The sequence below is a fragment of the Roseburia sp. AF02-12 genome (assembly GCF_003461765.1).
Taxonomy (GTDB): domain Bacteria; phylum Bacillota; class Clostridia; order Lachnospirales; family Lachnospiraceae; genus Roseburia_C; species Roseburia_C amylophila.
The window spans coordinates 1,015,653-1,032,253 of record NZ_QTXS01000001.1; the positions used below are offsets into that span (position 1 = coordinate 1,015,653).

General features: G+C 39.3%; 21 protein-coding genes and 1 pseudogene. 9 read left to right on the plus strand and 13 right to left on the minus strand.

The features are described 5' to 3' along the window. Positions 1 to 15: 15 nt before the first annotated feature. The 3 genes from DV740_RS05020 (at position 16) to DV740_RS05030 (ending at position 1,644) form a co-directional block, all read left to right on the plus strand. Entirely contained in the window at positions 16 to 927 is a 912-nt protein-coding gene (locus DV740_RS05020) for a conjugal transfer protein (RefSeq protein WP_008787623.1), read from the plus strand. Positions 928 to 1,027: 100 nt separating this feature from the next. Further along, a complete protein-coding gene (locus DV740_RS05025) occupies positions 1,028 to 1,231 on the plus strand; it encodes a helix-turn-helix transcriptional regulator (protein WP_008787624.1) in 204 nt (67 codons plus the stop codon). Beyond that, the gene (locus DV740_RS05030) at positions 1,228 to 1,644 is read left to right on the plus strand and encodes a hypothetical protein (protein WP_008787625.1); all 417 of its coding nucleotides are present in this window, start codon (positions 1,228 to 1,230) and stop codon (positions 1,642 to 1,644) included. Before DV740_RS05025 ends, DV740_RS05030 begins: the two co-directional genes overlap by 4 nt. Positions 1,645 to 1,821: 177 nt before the next feature. On the opposite strand, the gene DV740_RS05035 is transcribed toward DV740_RS05030, so the two are convergent. The 5 genes and pseudogenes from DV740_RS05035 to DV740_RS05060 form a co-directional block, all read right to left on the minus strand. Further along, entirely contained in the window at positions 1,822 to 2,106 is a 285-nt protein-coding gene (locus DV740_RS05035) for a topoisomerase C-terminal repeat-containing protein (RefSeq protein ID WP_002326770.1), read from the minus strand. A 145-nt stretch (positions 2,107 to 2,251) separates the two neighbouring features. Then, on the minus strand, positions 2,252 to 2,989 hold the full coding sequence (erm(B), locus tag DV740_RS05045; RefSeq protein WP_002292226.1) for a 23S rRNA (adenine(2058)-N(6))-methyltransferase Erm(B): 738 nt from the start codon (positions 2,987 to 2,989) through the stop codon (positions 2,252 to 2,254). A 124-nt stretch (positions 2,990 to 3,113) separates the two neighbouring features. After that, positions 3,114 to 3,197, minus strand: a complete 84-nt coding sequence (locus DV740_RS05050; RefSeq protein WP_023948524.1) for a 23S rRNA methyltransferase attenuation leader peptide — start codon at positions 3,195 to 3,197, stop codon at positions 3,114 to 3,116. Positions 3,198 to 3,245: 48 nt separating this feature from the next. Then, positions 3,246 to 3,415: pseudogene (locus tag DV740_RS05055) on the minus strand (MLS leader peptide). Between the two features lie 205 nt (positions 3,416 to 3,620). Then, on the minus strand, positions 3,621 to 3,905 hold the full coding sequence (locus tag DV740_RS05060; protein ID WP_008787627.1) for a topoisomerase C-terminal repeat-containing protein: 285 nt from the start codon (positions 3,903 to 3,905) through the stop codon (positions 3,621 to 3,623). On the opposite strand from DV740_RS05060, the gene DV740_RS05065 reads away from it, so the two are divergent. The 6 genes from DV740_RS05065 (at position 3,880) to DV740_RS05100 (ending at position 7,347) form a co-directional block, all read left to right on the plus strand. Continuing rightward, positions 3,880 to 4,305 carry a hypothetical protein gene (locus DV740_RS05065; protein ID WP_008787628.1) on the plus strand — a complete coding sequence of 142 codons (426 nt, stop codon included), beginning with the start codon at positions 3,880 to 3,882 and terminating at the stop codon, positions 4,303 to 4,305. The two genes, DV740_RS05060 and DV740_RS05065, sit on opposite strands and share 26 nt — an antisense overlap. A gap of 31 nt (positions 4,306 to 4,336) precedes the next feature. Next, complete coding sequence (locus DV740_RS05070; protein ID WP_008787629.1) at positions 4,337 to 4,561, plus strand: hypothetical protein; 225 nt, start codon at positions 4,337 to 4,339, stop codon at positions 4,559 to 4,561. Between the two features lie 279 nt (positions 4,562 to 4,840). Next, positions 4,841 to 5,269 carry an RNA polymerase sigma factor gene (locus DV740_RS05075; RefSeq protein ID WP_008787630.1) on the plus strand — a complete coding sequence of 143 codons (429 nt, stop codon included), beginning with the start codon at positions 4,841 to 4,843 and terminating at the stop codon, positions 5,267 to 5,269. After that, entirely contained in the window at positions 5,262 to 5,501 is a 240-nt protein-coding gene (locus tag DV740_RS05080; protein WP_025487352.1) for a helix-turn-helix domain-containing protein, read from the plus strand. Before DV740_RS05075 ends, DV740_RS05080 begins: the two co-directional genes overlap by 8 nt. A gap of 374 nt (positions 5,502 to 5,875) precedes the next feature. Further along, positions 5,876 to 6,079, plus strand: coding sequence for an excisionase (locus DV740_RS05095; RefSeq protein WP_004613735.1), 204 nt, complete (start codon positions 5,876 to 5,878; stop codon positions 6,077 to 6,079). Positions 6,080 to 6,156: 77 nt separating this feature from the next. Further along, positions 6,157 to 7,347, plus strand: coding sequence for a site-specific integrase (locus tag DV740_RS05100; RefSeq protein WP_009271880.1), 1,191 nt, complete (start codon positions 6,157 to 6,159; stop codon positions 7,345 to 7,347). A 247-nt stretch (positions 7,348 to 7,594) separates the two neighbouring features. Here the strand turns inward: DV740_RS05100 and ilvA are convergent, their stop codons facing one another. From ilvA to rpmF, 8 genes are all read right to left on the minus strand, one after another. After that, positions 7,595 to 8,806 carry a threonine ammonia-lyase gene (ilvA, locus tag DV740_RS05110; protein WP_022244090.1) on the minus strand — a complete coding sequence of 404 codons (1,212 nt, stop codon included), beginning with the start codon at positions 8,804 to 8,806 and terminating at the stop codon, positions 7,595 to 7,597. Continuing rightward, a complete protein-coding gene (gene ftsY / locus DV740_RS05115) occupies positions 8,800 to 9,795 on the minus strand; it encodes a signal recognition particle-docking protein FtsY (RefSeq protein ID WP_117841210.1) in 996 nt (331 codons plus the stop codon). The genes ilvA and ftsY overlap by 7 nt, the downstream gene beginning before the upstream one ends. A gap of 5 nt (positions 9,796 to 9,800) precedes the next feature. Next, positions 9,801 to 13,361: a chromosome segregation protein SMC gene (smc, locus tag DV740_RS05120; RefSeq protein WP_022244088.1), complete on the minus strand. Its 3,561-nt coding sequence runs from the start codon at positions 13,359 to 13,361 to the stop codon at positions 9,801 to 9,803. Positions 13,362 to 13,373: 12 nt separating this feature from the next. After that, positions 13,374 to 14,072 (minus strand): ribonuclease III, encoded by a 699-nt coding sequence (gene rnc / locus DV740_RS05125; protein WP_022244087.1) that lies wholly within the window; start codon positions 14,070 to 14,072, stop codon positions 13,374 to 13,376. A gap of 229 nt (positions 14,073 to 14,301) precedes the next feature. Then, positions 14,302 to 14,532: an acyl carrier protein gene (gene acpP / locus DV740_RS05130; RefSeq protein ID WP_022244086.1), complete on the minus strand. Its 231-nt coding sequence runs from the start codon at positions 14,530 to 14,532 to the stop codon at positions 14,302 to 14,304. Positions 14,533 to 14,545: 13 nt separating this feature from the next. Beyond that, a complete protein-coding gene (gene plsX, locus DV740_RS05135) occupies positions 14,546 to 15,565 on the minus strand; it encodes a phosphate acyltransferase PlsX (protein WP_022244085.1) in 1,020 nt (339 codons plus the stop codon). A gap of 81 nt (positions 15,566 to 15,646) precedes the next feature. Beyond that, the gene (locus tag DV740_RS05140) at positions 15,647 to 16,300 is read right to left on the minus strand and encodes a YesL family protein (protein ID WP_158561517.1); all 654 of its coding nucleotides are present in this window, start codon (positions 16,298 to 16,300) and stop codon (positions 15,647 to 15,649) included. Positions 16,301 to 16,417: 117 nt separating this feature from the next. Further along, on the minus strand, positions 16,418 to 16,597 hold the full coding sequence (gene rpmF, locus DV740_RS05145) for a 50S ribosomal protein L32 (protein WP_022244083.1): 180 nt from the start codon (positions 16,595 to 16,597) through the stop codon (positions 16,418 to 16,420). Between the last annotated feature and the right edge of the window lie 4 nt (positions 16,598 to 16,601).

Below are 16,601 nucleotides of genomic sequence, written 5' to 3' on the forward strand. Positions count from 1 at the left end.
AGTGAGGATTTCATCATGTTTAGAAAGAATAAGAAACAGACAGAAACTATCAAAGAACCCAAAGAAAAAAAGGTGCGTACTTTCAAGGTAGGCACACATAAAAAATCCGTGATTGCATTGTGGGTGGTGCTTATCGCAAGCGTGAGCTTTGGGGCGTATAAGAATTTTACGGCTATCGACCAGCACACGACCCATGAAAAAGAAATCATAGAGCTTCGCTTGCAGGACACCAACGGGATAGAAAATTTTGTGAAGAACTTTGCAAAGCCCTACTACACATGGAGTAACAGCAAAGAAGCGATTGAAGCAAGGACGCAGGCAATCAGCGGTTATCTGACAAAGGAATTGCAGGACTTGAATGTGGATACCATTAGAACCGATATACCGACCAGCTCCACAGTTACAGATGTGATTGTATGGAGTATTGAACAGTCGGGAACGGACACTTTTTCTGCTACCTACGAAGTGGATCAGCAGATAAAAGAGGGAGAACAGACAAGCAATGTGAAAGCAACCTATACCGTAAAAGTCCATGTAGACGCTGACGGGGATATGGTAATCGTTCAGAACCCTACCCTTGCACCAGCAATCGAGAAATCAGATTATGAGCCTAAGACACCAGAAGCAAATGCAAGTGTAGACGCTGATACCGTCAATGACGCTACTGCATTTCTTGAAACATTCTTTAAGCTGTACCCGACAGCCACAGAAAAAGAGCTTGCCTACTATGTATCGGGAAATGTGCTTGAGCCTATCGGCAGGGACTACATTTATGCTGAACTGGTAAACCCTATCTTTACAAAGGACGGGGACAATGTGAAAGTCAAAGTTGCTGTGAAATTCCTTGATAATCAGACAAAGGCTACACAAATATCGCAGTATGAACTTGTGCTACATAAGGATAGCAACTGGAAGATTGTAGGATAATAAAATATGGAAAGTTTGCTTGACATTCTTTACTTGCAGGAGTATCATAAGATTAGAAAAGGAAAGCAAACTTTCCATTTGTTCAAGAAAGGGGTATGTTGTGAAAAATCGTTTAGAAGAATTACGAAAACAAAGAGGTATTAAACAAGAAGATTTAGCGACTGCTCTTGAAGTATCTCGTCAAACAATAGGCTCTTTAGAAAATGGACGCTACAATCCCTCTATTATCTTAGCTTTTAAAATTGCAAGGTACTTTCAAATGAGTATTGAAGAAATATTTATTTATGAGGAGGAAAGCAAATGAAACATAAGATACAAAAAGTTGAATTATTTATCGGTGTAATAATCTTTTTAGGTGGTTTACTAACTTATGGTTTAGGCGTACACCAACTATTGCCCGTACCTCGTCCAGATTTGGTTGTCTATGGTACAACGCTTATTGGAATAATATTGATTTTTATGGGTTGTGATATATTCAGTAAGCCAACAAAAGAAATGCAAATATTAGAAAATGATGAAAGAAATATCGCAATTACTAATGCTTCTCTTGCGAATGCTTATAAAGTAACACTTACATTATTGGTTCTTGTATTATTTGCTCTTGTCTTTATGGGATATATGAGTAAAGTTGTGTTTTTTTCGATAGCAGGAGTTATTGCTATCGGACAAATTACATGGGTTATAACAGCTCGTTATTTAGATAAAAATACGTCTTAATTCTTCAAGTATTTTTAGTTTTTCCTTCTCCATAACTACGCCCCATTCTTTTTTTGTATAGTAATATTGTATCATTAAGAATCACAAATCACAAGTGATTTGTGATTAATCACTTGTGATTTGTGATAAGTGATTTGTGATTAATATATAAAAGCCCTCTTTAAAGGGCTTTTATGTTTATTTTGAAAAAGAGATAAAATCAATATATCCCTTTTCCCCAATTTTTACAACGGCATTGTAGGGCTTTTTCTCTTTGTTTTTGATTCCTTTTACCAGGGTTTCTTTTCCCTCCAGTAATTCTTTTACATTCGTTTTGGTTAGTTTTTTCTTTCTAAAATGTTCAGCTAAAGTAAACTTACATTCAGGATAATTTGAACAACCATAAAACGATTTTTTTAATACAATATTGTTGCCACACTTAGGACATTTTCCTACAAGGGGTCCCGAGCGCTTAGTGGGAATTTGTACCCCTTATCGATACAAATTCCCCGTAGGCGCTAGGGACCTCTTTAGCTTCTTGGAAGCTGTCAGTAGTATATCTAATAATTTATCTCCATTCCCTTTAGTAACGTGTAACTTTCCAAATTTAAAAAAGCGACTCATAGAATTATTTCCTCCCGTTAAATAATAGATAACTATTAAAAATAGACAATACTTGCTCATAAGTAACGGTACTTAAATTGTTTACTTTGGCGTGTTTCATTGCTTGATGAAACTGATTTTTAGTAAACAGTTGACGATATTCTCGATTGACCCATTTTGAAACAAAGTACGTATATAGCTTCCAATATTTATCTGGAACATCTGTGGTATGGCGGGTAAGTTTTATTAAGACACTGTTTACTTTTGGTTTAGGATGAAAGCATTCCGCTGGCAGCTTAAGCAATTGCTGAATCGAGACTTGAGTGTGCAAGAGCAACCCTAGTGTTCGGTGAATATCCAAGGTACGCTTGTAGAATCCTTCTTCAACAATCAGATAGATGTCAGACGCATGGCTTTCAAAAACCACTTTTTTAATAATTTGTGTGCTTAAATGGTAAGGAATACTCCCAACAATTTTATACCTCTGTTTGTTAGGGAATTGAAACTGTAGAATATCTTGGTGAATTAAAGTGACACGAGTATTCAGTTTTAATTTTTCTGACGATAAGTTGAATAGATGACTGTCTAATTCAATAGACGTTACCTGTTTACTTATTTTAGCCAGTTTCGTCGTTAAATGCCCTTTACCTGTTCCAATTTCGTAAACGGTATCGGTTTCTTTTAAATTCAATTGTTTTATTATTTGGTTGAGTACTTTTTCACTCGTTAAAAAGTTTTGAGAATATTTTATATTTTTGTTCATGTAATCACTCCTGAAGTGATTACATCTGTAAATAAATACAGAAGTTAAACGATTTGTTTGTAATTTTAGTTATCTGTTTAAAAAGTCATAAGATTAGTCACTGGTAGGAATTAATCTAACGTATTTATTTATCTGCGTAATCACTGTTTTTAGTCTGTTTCAAAATAGTAGATGTTTTATCTACATTACGCATTTGGAATACCAACATGACGAATCCCTCCTTCTTAATTACAAATTTTTAGCATCTAATTTAACTTCAATTCCTATTATACACAAAATTTTAAGATACTGCAATATCAACACACTCTTAAGTTTGCTTCTAAGTCTTATTTCCATAACTTCTTTTACGTTTCCGCCATTCTTTGCTGTTTCGATTTTTATGATATGGTGCAAGTCAGCACGAACACGAACCGTCTTATCTCCCATTATATCTTTTTTTGCACTGATTGGTGTATCATTTCGTTTTTCTTTTTGTGCGCCTAAATTTCCCACAATCACTCACTTCTTTCTATTTCTTCTTATTCTTATTTTATCATCAACAATCACAAATCACTTGTGATTTGTGATAAGTGATTTGTGATAAGTGATTTGTGATTAATATATAAAAGCCCTCTTTAAAGGGCTTTTATGTTTATTTTGAGAAAGATATAAAATCAATATATCCCTTTTCCCCAATTTTTACAACGGCATTGTAGGGCTTTTTCTCTTTGTTTTTGATTCCTTTTACCAGGGTTTCTTTTCCCTCCAGTAATTCTTTTACATTCGTTTTGGTTAGTTTTTTCTTTCTAAAATGTTCAGCTAAAGTAAACTTACATTCAGGATAATTTGAACAACCATAAAACGATTTTTTTAATACAGAAAATGTAGTCTTTTGAAAGGTGGAATTAACAATGAAGAAAAAATTATCATTTATCATTGAGATTATTATAGGTATAATCTTTATATGTTTTGGATATTTCGTTATTGATACTGATTATTACGCTACACTTTTTTACGCAATGGGGTTCGGTTTAGCTTTTGCTTCTGGTGTTCAATTATTGAAAATTTGTTATTATGAAATGCCAAAAAATAAAGAAAAATTACAAAATATAAATAGAGAAAATCACATCAATAATGTTGATGAAAGAAAAATATTTTTAAGAATGAAAGCTGGTTCTTTAGTATATCAGTTAATGACTTTCGTGTACTTGTTTGTTGCTTTTGTACTTGCGTTACTTCATATTGAAGCATGGATTATAGGCATTATATTTGGTTTATTCCTACTGCAAACATTTTTAGGGATTATTCTATATAAGCATTTTGAAAAACATTTCTAAAACATTCAGTAAATTGTGACGAGGTAATACTATGATAGGACTTAAAAAACGAGATATTAAAAAAGCATTGAAAGCTGGTGCAAAAGCTGGCGGTGTGTCATTAGCTGATGTTCGAGCTGATATTGAAGCGACGATTGATGAAGCTATGAACAGCACCGACCCAGAAGTGCAGGAGAATTTCAGAAAGTATTTTGGAAATAAACGCCCTACTCCAGAAGAATATATTTACAAGATTACAAAAAAGACAAAAGTTTAATAGAAATCAAGTGCTGTAAGGGGGCTTGTGTCATGGAAAGTTTTAAGCATAATCTTATACGGTCATACACTACCTAACAGCATTTTATTAACAACTGAATATCTCACAGCTTTAATAGCTCGTACAGACTATATGTTTTGTGCGGGCTTTTTTTGTACCCGAAAAAATTTTTTCATTTTTTTTCAAAATCATGCAACAAATCACACCTTGCTGTACAGATATGGTGCGGAAAGAGGGATAAACACTTTTCACGTCATAACGGAAAGGGGGTGTGATGATATGAAACCGTCGGACTTCCAAAAGACAATACAATGTCAATTTGACTGCAAGCTCAAACGTGTAGTGAAAGGCATTGTCCGTAATTATCGCAAAGAATTAAAGCGACGAAGAAATAAGGAAATTTCCTATTGTGAACTTCCAGAAATCGTCGTAGAAAAGCTGGCAGTCTGGGACGAATACGAAAGCGATTATACCGCCTTTGATGTATGTGGTATTGAGGTTCGTGTCCTTGATGATGATTTAGCAGAAGCGATTAAGTATCTGTCTGAAAAAGACAGAGAAATCTTGTTGATGTATTTCTTCTTAGGCATGAGCGATACAGAAATCGGCGACAGATTAAAGATTAACCGTTCAACGTCGTTCCGCAGTAGGAAGAACTCACTTGAAGAAATCAAGAAAAAATTAAAGGAGAACATGAATGATGAATAACACACGCCCGTCATTTTACCTTATTTCGTCGGCTGTGGACGGCAACGTAAATGCGATTGAAAAGATACTGGCGTTGTATGACCCGTACATATCAAAATGTTGTTTGCGTCCGTTCTACGACAAATATGGTAATGTCTGCATAGTCGTAGACATGGAATTAAAAGGACGTATCAGAGAAGCACTTATCAAAATGATTTTGGACTTTGATATTCCTTTAGAAACCGAAGAATAACAAGCAGTAACCGCAGAGCATGATTTGTTCAATCCCCTCTTTCCTGCTCTGCCCCTGCTTTTACATGAAAGCAACACGCTTTCGCCACAGCTCTTTGACAACTGAATAAAGCAGACAGATACGTTTGTGAGATAGCGAGCCACGGGGACTGTACGCCACGACCTTTTCAAAAGAAAGCGAGCGACCCACGCAGTGATCCGAGAGCGACTGTTGGAAAAGTCGTTTTGCCACGACCTATCCTCACAGAATAATGATACGTCCGCATGGTGCGGTTCTGCCCACAAGAATGGGAATAGTTGAGATACTAACGGAGCTTTCCAAAGCCGTCTGCCTGCTTGTAAAAAATGACACACAGTAAAGGGGGTGCATAGATTATGAACAATACTGATGTGCCTATCTGGGAAAAATATACGCTGACGATTGAAGAAGCGTCCAAATACTTCCGCATTGGCGAAAAGAAATTGCGTAAATTAGCCGAAGAAAATATTGACGCTGGCTGGGTTATCGTGAACGGTAACCGTATTCAGATTAAGCGAAAACAATTTGAAAAAATCATAGATACATTGGACGAAATCTAATGTCATTGAGCCGTAGATATGGTATAATAAATATAGCGTATCACGGCTCATTCCATGACGGAAAGGAGCTTTACACTATGTCTAATGTAAAACGAAAAGACGGTAAAAATCGCAATTTGCGTAATGGAGAGAGCCAGCGAAAAGACGGAAGATACGTTTATAAATATACCGATATATACGGAAAGCCACAATTTGTCTATTCTTGGAAACTTGTACCGACAGACAAGACACCTGCTGGAAAGCGTGATGATATATCGTTGAGGGAAAAAGAAGCACAGATAAAAAAAGACCTTAACGACGGTATCGACACAGTCGGCGGTAAAATGACAGTCTGCCAGCTCTACGACAAGAAGAACAGCCAAAGAAAGAACATCAAAAGGGCTACTGAAAAAGGACGACAGTATCTTATGAACGCTCTGAAAAACGACCCGTTGGGTATGAGGGCGATTGATACTGTGAAGCAATCGGACGCTAAAGAATGGGCTATCAGAATGAGTGAAAAAGGATATGCCTATAAAACGATTGATAACTATAAGCGTTCCTTGAAAGCGTCATTTTACATGGCGATACAAGACGACTGTATCAGAAAGAACCCGTTTGAATTTAAGCTAAGTGATGTTCTGGAAGATGATACGGAGCAGAAAGTTATCCTTACACCAGAGCAGGAAGAACGCCTGCTTGCCTTTATGGAAAAGGACAAGATTTACAGCAAGTATTATGATGAGGTTGTGCTTCTGCTGGAAACGGGACTTCGTATTTCTGAATTTTGCGGACTGACGACGCATATTGATATGCAGAACAGAATACTCAATATAGACCACCAGCTATTGAAAGATAGCGAAATAGGCTACTATATTGAAACACCAAAGACCAAAAACGGAAAACGGGAACTTCCATTGACAGAACGGGCTTATCAAGCAATCCAAAGAATACTAAAGAGCAGAGGAAAAGCACAACCGCTGATTGTAGGTGGTTACAGCAATTTCCTATTCTTAAACCGTGAGGGCTTGCCTAAAGTTGCAGGAAACTATGAGGGTATGGTGCGAGGATTGATTAAGAAATATAACAAGTATCACACGGATAAGTTACCGAACATCACACCACATTCATTCAGGCATACTTATTGTACGAATATGGCAAATAGAGGAATGAACCCAAACACCCTGCAATATCTCATGGGACACGCTAACATAACCATGACACTTGGCTATTACGCACACGGTACATTTCAATCTGCAAAAGCGGAACTGGAAAGACTGGCTTGTTAATATCGGAGCTTATATTTACTACTCATTTACTACTTTTGGTTGCATTTTCATGCTGGTAAATGCCAGCTTATGCAAGGTATCTTCCAAAAAGAAAATACCGATAAAGCCCTAAAATACGGGATATATCGGCATTTACCAACTTATGAAAAGATAATCAGAAATTTAGTAAGTTTTTATGAATACAAACTATACTTTTTTCTTCTGTCTGCAAAGAAATTGAAAAATATCCTTTTCCAATAAACGTCCCTTACAGGCTGGTACGAACCTGTTTTGGTTTATAGCCTTCTTTTTCCAAAGCATTGATAATCTGCTGTTTATGCTCCGGTCCAAAGCACTCTAATGTAATGCGAAGTTCAACTGCTGCGGTACGGTTGGTTGTTACAAACTGGTTATGCTCCAGCTTGATAACATTTCCCTGCTCTCTTGCGATGATTCCGGACACTTTACAAAGCTCACCCGGCTTATCCGGAAGCAGTACAGATACAGTAAAGATTCTGTCACGGAAAATAAGTCCCTGCTGAACAACGGAAGACATGGTAATGACATCCATGTTTCCACCGCTCAGGATGGATACGACCCGTTTGTCTTTCACATTCAGATGCTTTAATGCGGCAACGGTAAGTAAACCGGAGTTCTCTACCACCATCTTATGGTTTTCTACCATATCAAGGAAAGATACGACCAGCTCATCATCACTTACGGTGATGATATCGTCTAAGTTCTTCTGAATATATGGGAAGATTTTTTCTCCCGGAGTCTTTACTGCGGTACCATCTGCAATGGTATTCACTGCCGGAAGTGTTGTAACCTTACCCTCCTTAAAGGAAGCCTGCATACAATTTGCTCCAGCCGGTTCTACACCAATCACTTTAATCTTTGGATTCAGTAATTTGGCAAGAGTGGAAACACCGGTTGCCAGTCCGCCTCCTCCGATTGGAACTAAAATATACTCAACCAGTGGAAGTTCTTTAAAGATTTCCATGGCTATGGTTCCCTGACCGGTTGCAACCGTCAAATCATCAAAAGGATGGATAAAGGTATATCCATGCTTCTCAGCCAGTTCATAAGCATGTGCACATGCTTCATCATAAACATCTCCATAAAGTACTACATCAGCACCATAGCTCTTGGTACGGTTTACTTTAATCAGTGGTGTTGTGGTTGGCATAACGATGGTTGCTTTACAGCCATAGCATTTTGCTGCATAGGCAACACCCTGGGCATGGTTTCCTGCGGAAGCGGTAATCAGTCCCCTCTCTCTTTCTTCTTCGGATAAAGTGCTGATTTTATAATAGGCACCACGTACCTTATATGCTCCGGTAAACTGCATATTTTCTGGTTTCAGATATACTTTGTTACCGGTCTGCTCACTCAAATAATTGCTGTAAATTAATTTGGTCTCCAAAGTTACTTCTTTTACTTTTTCACTTGCTTCTTCAAATTTATCTAATGTTAACATTCTGTCTCTCCTTCTTCTCCCGAATCTTCCTTTACATCAAACAATGCATTTACAAACTGCCCGGAATCAAATTTCTGTAAATCATCTATGGTTTCACCGACACCGATATATTTTACAGGGATGCCAAGTTCTGACTGAATGGCAACTGCGATACCACCTTTTGCGGTTCCGTCCATTTTCGTTAAAATAATTCCGGTAATGTCTGCCACCTCTGCAAACTGTCTTGCCTGTGCCAGTGCATTCTGTCCGGTTGTAGCATCCAATACTACCAAGGTCTCGCGGTATGCATCAGAATACTCTTTTTCCAGAATACGGTTGATTTTGCGAAGTTCTTCCATCAGATTTTTCTTGTTATGAAGCCGTCCGGCAGTATCGCACAAAAGGACATCTGCCTTTCTTGCTTTCGCAGCTGCTACTGCATCGTATACCACAGAGCCCGGGTCAGCACCCTCCTGGCCGCCAATCATGTCTACTCCGGCACGGTTCGCCCATTCCTTTAACTGGTCTCCTGCCGCTGCACGGAAGGTATCTGCCGCAGCTAAAACCACGCGTTTACCCTGACTCTTTAATTTACCTGCCAGCTTGCCAACAGAGGTTGTCTTTCCGACTCCGTTTACACCAATGACTAAAACGACAGATTTTTCTTCCTCGAAGCGGTATGCAGTCTCGCCTACATCCATCTGCTCTTTGATACTCTGAATCAGAAGCTCTTTACAGTCTGCCGGCTCTTTGATTTTTTCTTCTTTGACACGTTCCTTTAACTTGTCCAAAATTGCCTCTGTGGCATGTACACCAAGGTCTCCCATAATCAGAATCTCTTCGATTTCTTCATAGAAATCATCATCAATATGTGAAAATCCATGAAATACAGAATCAATACCGGATACAATGTTATCTCTTGTCTTGGTTAATCCTGATACAAGGCGGGCAAAAAAGCCTTTTTTCTCTTTCTTTTCTTCTTCCATCTTGTCACTTCTTTCTCTGTTCATTTCTCTTATTTATCTAAATCTTCTTCAATCAGATTTACACTTACCAGTGTGGATACACCCTTCTCCTGCATGGTAATTCCGTACAGGCGGTCGGCTGCTGCCATGGTTCCTCTTCGGTGCGTAATGATAATAAACTGCGTATTCTTCGTTAATTTATGCAGATATTTTGCAAAACGTCCTACGTTAGAATCATCTAACGCTGCCTCAATCTCGTCTAAAAGACAGAATGGAGATGGCTTTAAGTTCTGAATTGCAAATAACAGTGCAATGGCTGTCAACGATTTCTCTCCACCGGACAACTGCATCATGTTCTGCAGCTTCTTTCCAGGTGGCTGTGCAATAATACGGATGCCGCACTCTAAGATGTCCTCATCCTCGACTAACTCTAAGGTTCCTTTACCACCACCAAAGAGATCCTTAAATGCCTTGTCAAATTCATGCTGGATTTCCGCAAACTTCTCGGTAAACTGCTTGCGCATTCCGGTATCCAGATCTTCAATGATACCCACCAGCGTCTGCTCTGCTTCTACCAAATCATCATGCTGCGTCTTTAAAAACGTATAACGTTCACTGATTTCTTTATATTCTTCAATGGCATTGACATTGACATCACCCAATTTTCGGATATCATCCTTGATACCGTAAATCTGTTTCTTAAGTTCCGGCAAATCCTGATATTCTTCATTGCGAAGCAGCAATGCGTTATGCGGAGTCAGCTCATATTCCTCCCACATATAATTGGTCTGGTATTCACCTGCCTCTTCTAACTTCTCTCTCTGGCTGTTCAGTCGGAAAATCTCTTTGTCAAGATTTGCAATCCGCTTGGAAATCTCTTCTCTTCGTTCAAAGAATCCCTTATACTCTGCTGACATCTGTTCTTTTGCAGCAATGCTCTCAGAAAGCTTCTGATTCAATGCCGCATAATTCTCATCGGATGCAAGAATGGTCTTTCGGATGGCTTCAATGTCTGCCTCATGACGTTTTGCATCTTCTTTGGATTCTGCTGACTGATTCTTCAAAGACTCCTGATTCTTGTATACACGCTCTAACTCTTCTTCCACACGTTCTAAGTTTTCCTGTATGAATTCCTGTTTCTGTGTGAATCCGGCTTCCTCTAACTGCACCTTGGAAACAGCTTCAGTTGCAGCCTCTTCCAGTTTCATCTGTTCTTCTAAAATCACCTGGAACTGCTCTGCCTGGGCTTTGATTTCTTCTTCCCGTACTTCTGCTTCTTTGATTTCCTCTTCCGTACGTTCCTTGCCCTTCTTAATATCCGTCAACTGTTCTTCAATATCCTGGCTCTCATTCTTTAAACCTTCAAATACGCTCTCGCTTTCATTCTTCTGCTGCAAGGTACGGTCTACATTCATCCTGGCTGTATTCTGCTGTAAATACTGTTCCTGTAAATCAGTCCGTACCTTTTCCATATCCTGCATGGCAAGTTCCTGTGCAGTGCGGATTTCTTCGCTCCGCTCCTTGCAGGATGCAATGGTTTTCTTCAGTTCTTCCAGTCTCTTCGTCAAATCGTCAATTTCGCGTTTTCTTCCCAGAAGATTACCGGTATTCTTAAAGGCACCACCGGCAATGGAACCACCCGGGCTTAAATACTCACCCTCCAAGGTTACCATATGTAAAGAATAATGGCTCTTCTTCGCCAGTGCCAACGCATGGTCAATGGAGTCCATAACAAAGACTCTTCCAAGAAGATAGGACATTACACCGTCAAATTTTGCATCATGTTTTACCAGCGTATCTGCCTTTCCGATTACGCCTTCTTCTTTTAAAAATACATCCTGCTTGCTGTTATCCTTACCGGTAACACTGGTCAACGGCAGGAATGTGGCACGTCCCAGACGATTCTGTTTCAGATAAGCAATCATTTTCTTTGCTGTCTGCTCGTCTTTCGTAACAATGTTCTGGATGTTTCCACTGAGTGCAACTTCAATGGCTGTCTCATACTTCTTGTCCACCTGAATGAGGTCTGCCACAACGCCGAGGATTCCGCCTTCCTTATCCTTCTGCTCCATTACCTTACGGATACTGTTTCCATAGCCTTCATAACGCTCTGCAATATTTTTTAAGGTCTCAAGACGGGATTCTCCCTTATTATAGTCAATAGTTGCTTTTTCTAAGGCACTCCGGTTCTCTGCTGTTTTCTTACGCCAGCTTTGAATTAAGTCTGCGGTCTCTTTTTCTTTTGCCTTTAATGCTTCAATCTCACGACTTACTTCTGCTAATTTGTCCTGATATTCTGACAATACACTCTGCAAATCTGCTTCTTCGCTTTTACGCTTTAAGAGACGCTGATTCAACTGGGCTTTGCGGATATTTACCTGCTCTGCCATGGTATCGAATTTCTGTAATTTTGCTTTTGTGGAAGCTTTATTATTCAGAATCTCAATAATCTCATTCTTGCCTTCTTCGATGCCCTGCGTACAGCGGGCAATTTCCTTCTGAATCTTTTCTAACTCATCAGAAGCTGCCTGCTTGCGTGCTTCAATCTCTGCTACCTGGCTGTCAATTTCCTGCTTCTGTGCAAGATAATGCTCCTGCTGTTCTTTTCTTTCTTTCCGGTCACTTTCTAACTGTTCCAAACGTGCTTTTAAGCTGTCATCTGTCATCTGTGCAGCCTTAATCTGCTCATTTAATACATTAATCTGACCTTCCAGTTTTCCCTTCATGACATTGGTATTGCTGAGTTCTTCGCGGATTTCTGTGATTTTCGCATCCATTTCTTCCATGTCCTGCTCTTTTTTCTCATACTCCGCTTTGATATTCTCGTATGCCTCGTTGTCTTCTTTTAACTGGGTATCTGCAATTTTAAACTTTTCTTCTACTTCTTTGGTCTGGGTCTCAATCCGCTCCATCTCTAAAAGGAACATGTTAACATCCAAGGTCTTTAACTCTTCCTTTTTCTTAAGATAGATTCTTGCGGTCTCTGACTGTTTCTCCAACGGTCCTACCTGACGCTCCAGCTCTGTCAAAATGTCATTGACACGTACCAGGTTCTCCCGCTCACTTTCTAATTTCTTCTGGGCGGTTACTTTTCTTCTCTTATATTTTACAATTCCTGCCGCTTCATCGAAAAGTTCTCTTCTTTCCTCCGGCTTACCGCTTAAGATTCGCTCAATCTGACCCTGTCCGATAATAGAATAACCTTCTTTACCGATACCGGTATCATAAAAAAGCTCGCTTACATCCTTCAGACGGCATGGATTGCCATTGATAAGATATTCACTTTCTCCGGAACGGTATACTCTTCTGGCTACCGTTACTTCTGAATAATCTACCGCAAGCTGATGGTCTGCATTGTCTAATGTAATCGCAACATATGCATAACTTAATGGCTTACGATTCTCTGTTCCCGCAAAAATAACATCCTGCATGCTTGCACCACGTAGCTGCTTGGCACTCTGTTCTCCCAATACCCAGCGCACTGCGTCCGCAACATTACTTTTTCCACTACCGTTTGGCCCCACAATGCCTGTGATTCCGTTGTGAAAATCAAATACAATTTTATTTGCAAATGATTTAAAACCGTGAATTTCAATACTTTTGAGATACATAACTTCCTCCGTTTAAGAGCGCTTATTCTCCTGCTGTTTCAGCTTAAGCAGCGCCTGATATGCAGCCTCCTGTTCTGCTGCTTTCTTTGTATGTCCCATTCCCTCTCCAATGGACTTTTCTCCGATTCTGGCTTCTACCACAAACCGCTTATCATGATCCGGTCCTTCTTCCCGAATCAACTGATAATTCAGTTCTTCATTATATCCTGCCTGTACTATCTCCTGCAGGATAGTCTTGCTATCATAAAAGAGCTGTTTGTGCTCAATGTCTGTCAGAATGTATTTTAACACAAACTCTTTTGCATTAGCAAAACCACCATCCAGAAAAATTGCTCCTATTACTGCTTCCAATGCATCCGAAAGAATGGATTTCCGATTTCTTCCTCCTGTTAAATCCTCTCCTTTTCCCAGATACAGATATTTTCCCAAATCAATTGCTCTGGTACAAAATGCCAGTGTCGGCTCACACACAAGACTTGCCCGGAGCTTGGTCAGTTCACCTTCCGAATAATCCGGATACTTCTGGTATAAGAATTCACTGGATGTAACCTCAAGCACTGCATCGCCTAAGAATTCCAGCCGCTCATTATCCGAGTGCTTCTTCATATGTCTTTCATTGGCATAGGAACTATGGGTTAATGCCTGTCTTAATAATCCCTGATTGTTGAAATGATATCCTATCACTTCTTCAAATTCATGTAATCTGCTCACTGTTTTCTCCTTCTAACTGTCGATGCTGCCCGCAAACTACGGGAAACACGCTTTGCAAGCCGCCTGCGGCGGTCGCTTGCGACATCTACCTTATACGCCGCAGTGTGCATCCTCGCGGAGCGTTTTTTACTTTACAGGAAAGAAATTTCCTGTAAAGCAAAAAAGAATCCGGCATGCCGGACTCTTTCGCACAATATGCTTCCTTTGAAGAATACTATCTATTCTGCTTTTAGTTCAGCGCACTCTTTATCTGCTCTACCGCATCGCCTACAGTAACAATTTTCTCTGCTTCTTCATTTGGAATCTCAATATCAAATTCTTCCTCCAGACCCATGATAATCTGGAAAACATCCAATGAATCTGCGCCAAGGTCATCTACAAAAGTAGTTTCCATACTAATCTCTTCTTCGTCCACATTCAGGACTTCTGCAATAATTTTTTTCAGTTTTTCAAATTCCATAATCTTTTCCTTTCTATTCTTCTGTTTCAGAAATTACTATATTTTTTTTGATTTTATTATTGATATCCTGTTCTTTAAATGTAACACACTGAATGATGGAATTCTTTACTTCCTTCGCCTTGGAGCTTCCATGTGTTTTAACCACCAGTCCATTCAGTCCAAGCAATGGTGCCCCGCCATACTGGGATGCATCGAAAGATTTTAATGTCTTCTTCAGTGCCGGCAATGCCAATGCTGCACCAATCTTACTCTTTAGGCTGCTGAGCATTCCCTGCTTTACTACACCAATCAGCGTACTGGAAAGTCCTTCATAAAGTTTAAGGATTACATTTCCTACAAACGCTTCACAGACAATGACATCTGCTCCGCCATGTGGTATCTCTCTTGCTTCAATACTTCCCACAAAATTGATATCCTTGCATTCTTTTAATAAAGGATATGTTTCCTTTACCAGTGCATTTCCTTTTTCTTCTTCTGCTCCGATATTTACGATTGCAACTCTCGGGTTCTTGATTCCCACAACATTTTCCATATAAATGGAACCCATCCTGGCAAACTGTACCAGATGTGAAGAACGGGCATCTACATTTGCTCCACAATCAATGAGCAGGGATACTCCTGTCTCGGTCGGAATCAGCGGTGCCAAAGGCGGACGCTCGATACCACGGATTCTTCCTACAATCACCTGTCCACCAACTAATACGGCTCCGGAACTTCCTGCCGATACAAATGCATCTGCTTCCTTCTGTTTTACCATATTCATTCCCACAACAATTGATGAATCCTTTTTCTTACGAATTGCATTTACCGGATGTTCCGCAGTCTCAATTACTTCTGTTGCATTCTTAATTTCAATCTGGTCTTTCTCATAGGTATACTTTTTCAATTCTTCAGCAATAACCTCCTGCTGTCCAACCAGTACAACCTGTATATCTCTGCGTGTATTTACTGCCTCGATGGCACCTTTTACAATTTCGCCCGGCGCGTTGTCGCCTCCCATTGCATCAACTGCCACTCTAATGACTTCCTGCATATACATTCCTCCTGTAAATCTGCCATCACATTAAGCCTATATTGAAATATACTATAACTTTCCATAGAAATCAACAGAAAACTAATTGAAATATTCCCGGTTCCGTTCCTCTTCTTTGGCAATGTCCTCCTCTGACATATAACGCAAGAAAATCTTCTCCATAATTCCATTCTGAATTGCAATAAATGCCGCCGGTGCAAAGATTAATAAAAATGGAATCAGATATACTAAAAATGCAATTACCAGCAAAATCACCAGCATAAGAATGGTCTTTGGCAGATGTGCAAATGACATCAGTGCTGCATTCTTTACAATTGCTTTATTGGTATTTTCAAAACGGGCAATGTTCGGATATACATATAACCAGATTGCAATCTCAAATACCAGCATAACAACAAAAATCACAAAAGCCTTGCCCCATGCTGCTCCGGCTTTCATAAACTGAAACATAATAAACCAGTCTGCTCCCATAATAAGACCAATTAATAGAAAAATCAGCCAGATTACGGTTGCCTGTTTGAAATTGGAACGGAAAGATGACCAGAACTCTTTCCAGATATATCCTCTGCCATGGCGGATTACTTTATTTACTGCATAATATAATGCCGTGCAGGACGCGCCAATAGTAAAAACCGGAATACATGCCATGAACCAGATTAAACTCAAGCAAAATATGTTAATCACTTTATCAAATGCGCTAAAGAACTTATTATTATAATTAAAAATATTGCTCATACCTTCTCCTTTTCTATGAATAGGCATCCACAAAACAGAATCTGTTTTGCAAATGCCTATCTTTTTCAGAAAGTAAAAAGGGAGTGTTTTTACAAACACTCCCGGGTCACTTCTTAATTAGTCCTGAGGAATAATTTCTTTCTTGTTGTATGAACCGCAGTTCTTACATACTCTGTGAGGCATCATCAAAGCGCCGCACTTACTGCATTTTACTAAACTTGGAGCAGTCATTTTCCAGTTTGCTCTTCTTTTATCTCTTCTTCCTTTGGAAGATTTGTTCTTTGGACAAATTGACATCTGG

Excerpts from the sequence above, each read along its gene's own strand:
- ilvA (WP_022244090.1), bottom strand. The coding sequence starts at position 8,806 with ATGTTAACATTAGATAAATTTGAAGAAGCAAGTGAAAAAGTAAAAGAA.
- rpmF (WP_022244083.1), bottom strand. The coding sequence starts at position 16,597 with ATGTCAATTTGTCCAAAGAACAAATCTTCCAAAGGAAGAAGAGATAAA.
- DV740_RS05065 (WP_008787628.1), top strand. The coding sequence starts at position 3,880 with ATGAAGAAAAAATTATCATTTATCATTGAGATTATTATAGGTATAATC.
- DV740_RS05020 (WP_008787623.1), top strand. The coding sequence starts at position 16 with ATGTTTAGAAAGAATAAGAAACAGACAGAAACTATCAAAGAACCCAAA.
- acpP (WP_022244086.1), bottom strand. The coding sequence starts at position 14,532 with ATGGAATTTGAAAAACTGAAAAAAATTATTGCAGAAGTCCTGAATGTG.
- DV740_RS05050 (WP_023948524.1), bottom strand. The coding sequence starts at position 3,197 with ATGTTGGTATTCCAAATGCGTAATGTAGATAAAACATCTACTATTTTG.
- DV740_RS05095 (WP_004613735.1), top strand. The coding sequence starts at position 5,876 with ATGAACAATACTGATGTGCCTATCTGGGAAAAATATACGCTGACGATT.
- DV740_RS05140 (WP_158561517.1), bottom strand. The coding sequence starts at position 16,300 with ATGAGCAATATTTTTAATTATAATAATAAGTTCTTTAGCGCATTTGAT.
- plsX (WP_022244085.1), bottom strand. The coding sequence starts at position 15,565 with ATGCAGGAAGTCATTAGAGTGGCAGTTGATGCAATGGGAGGCGACAAC.
- DV740_RS05030 (WP_008787625.1), top strand. The coding sequence starts at position 1,228 with ATGAAACATAAGATACAAAAAGTTGAATTATTTATCGGTGTAATAATC.
- DV740_RS05060 (WP_008787627.1), bottom strand. The coding sequence starts at position 3,905 with ATGATAAATGATAATTTTTTCTTCATTGTTAATTCCACCTTTCAAAAG.
- DV740_RS05100 (WP_009271880.1), top strand. The coding sequence starts at position 6,157 with ATGTCTAATGTAAAACGAAAAGACGGTAAAAATCGCAATTTGCGTAAT.
- smc (WP_022244088.1), bottom strand. The coding sequence starts at position 13,361 with ATGTATCTCAAAAGTATTGAAATTCACGGTTTTAAATCATTTGCAAAT.
- DV740_RS05080 (WP_025487352.1), top strand. The coding sequence starts at position 5,262 with ATGAATAACACACGCCCGTCATTTTACCTTATTTCGTCGGCTGTGGAC.
- ftsY (WP_117841210.1), bottom strand. The coding sequence starts at position 9,795 with ATGAACAGAGAAAGAAGTGACAAGATGGAAGAAGAAAAGAAAGAGAAA.
- DV740_RS05075 (WP_008787630.1), top strand. The coding sequence starts at position 4,841 with ATGAAACCGTCGGACTTCCAAAAGACAATACAATGTCAATTTGACTGC.
- DV740_RS05070 (WP_008787629.1), top strand. The coding sequence starts at position 4,337 with ATGATAGGACTTAAAAAACGAGATATTAAAAAAGCATTGAAAGCTGGT.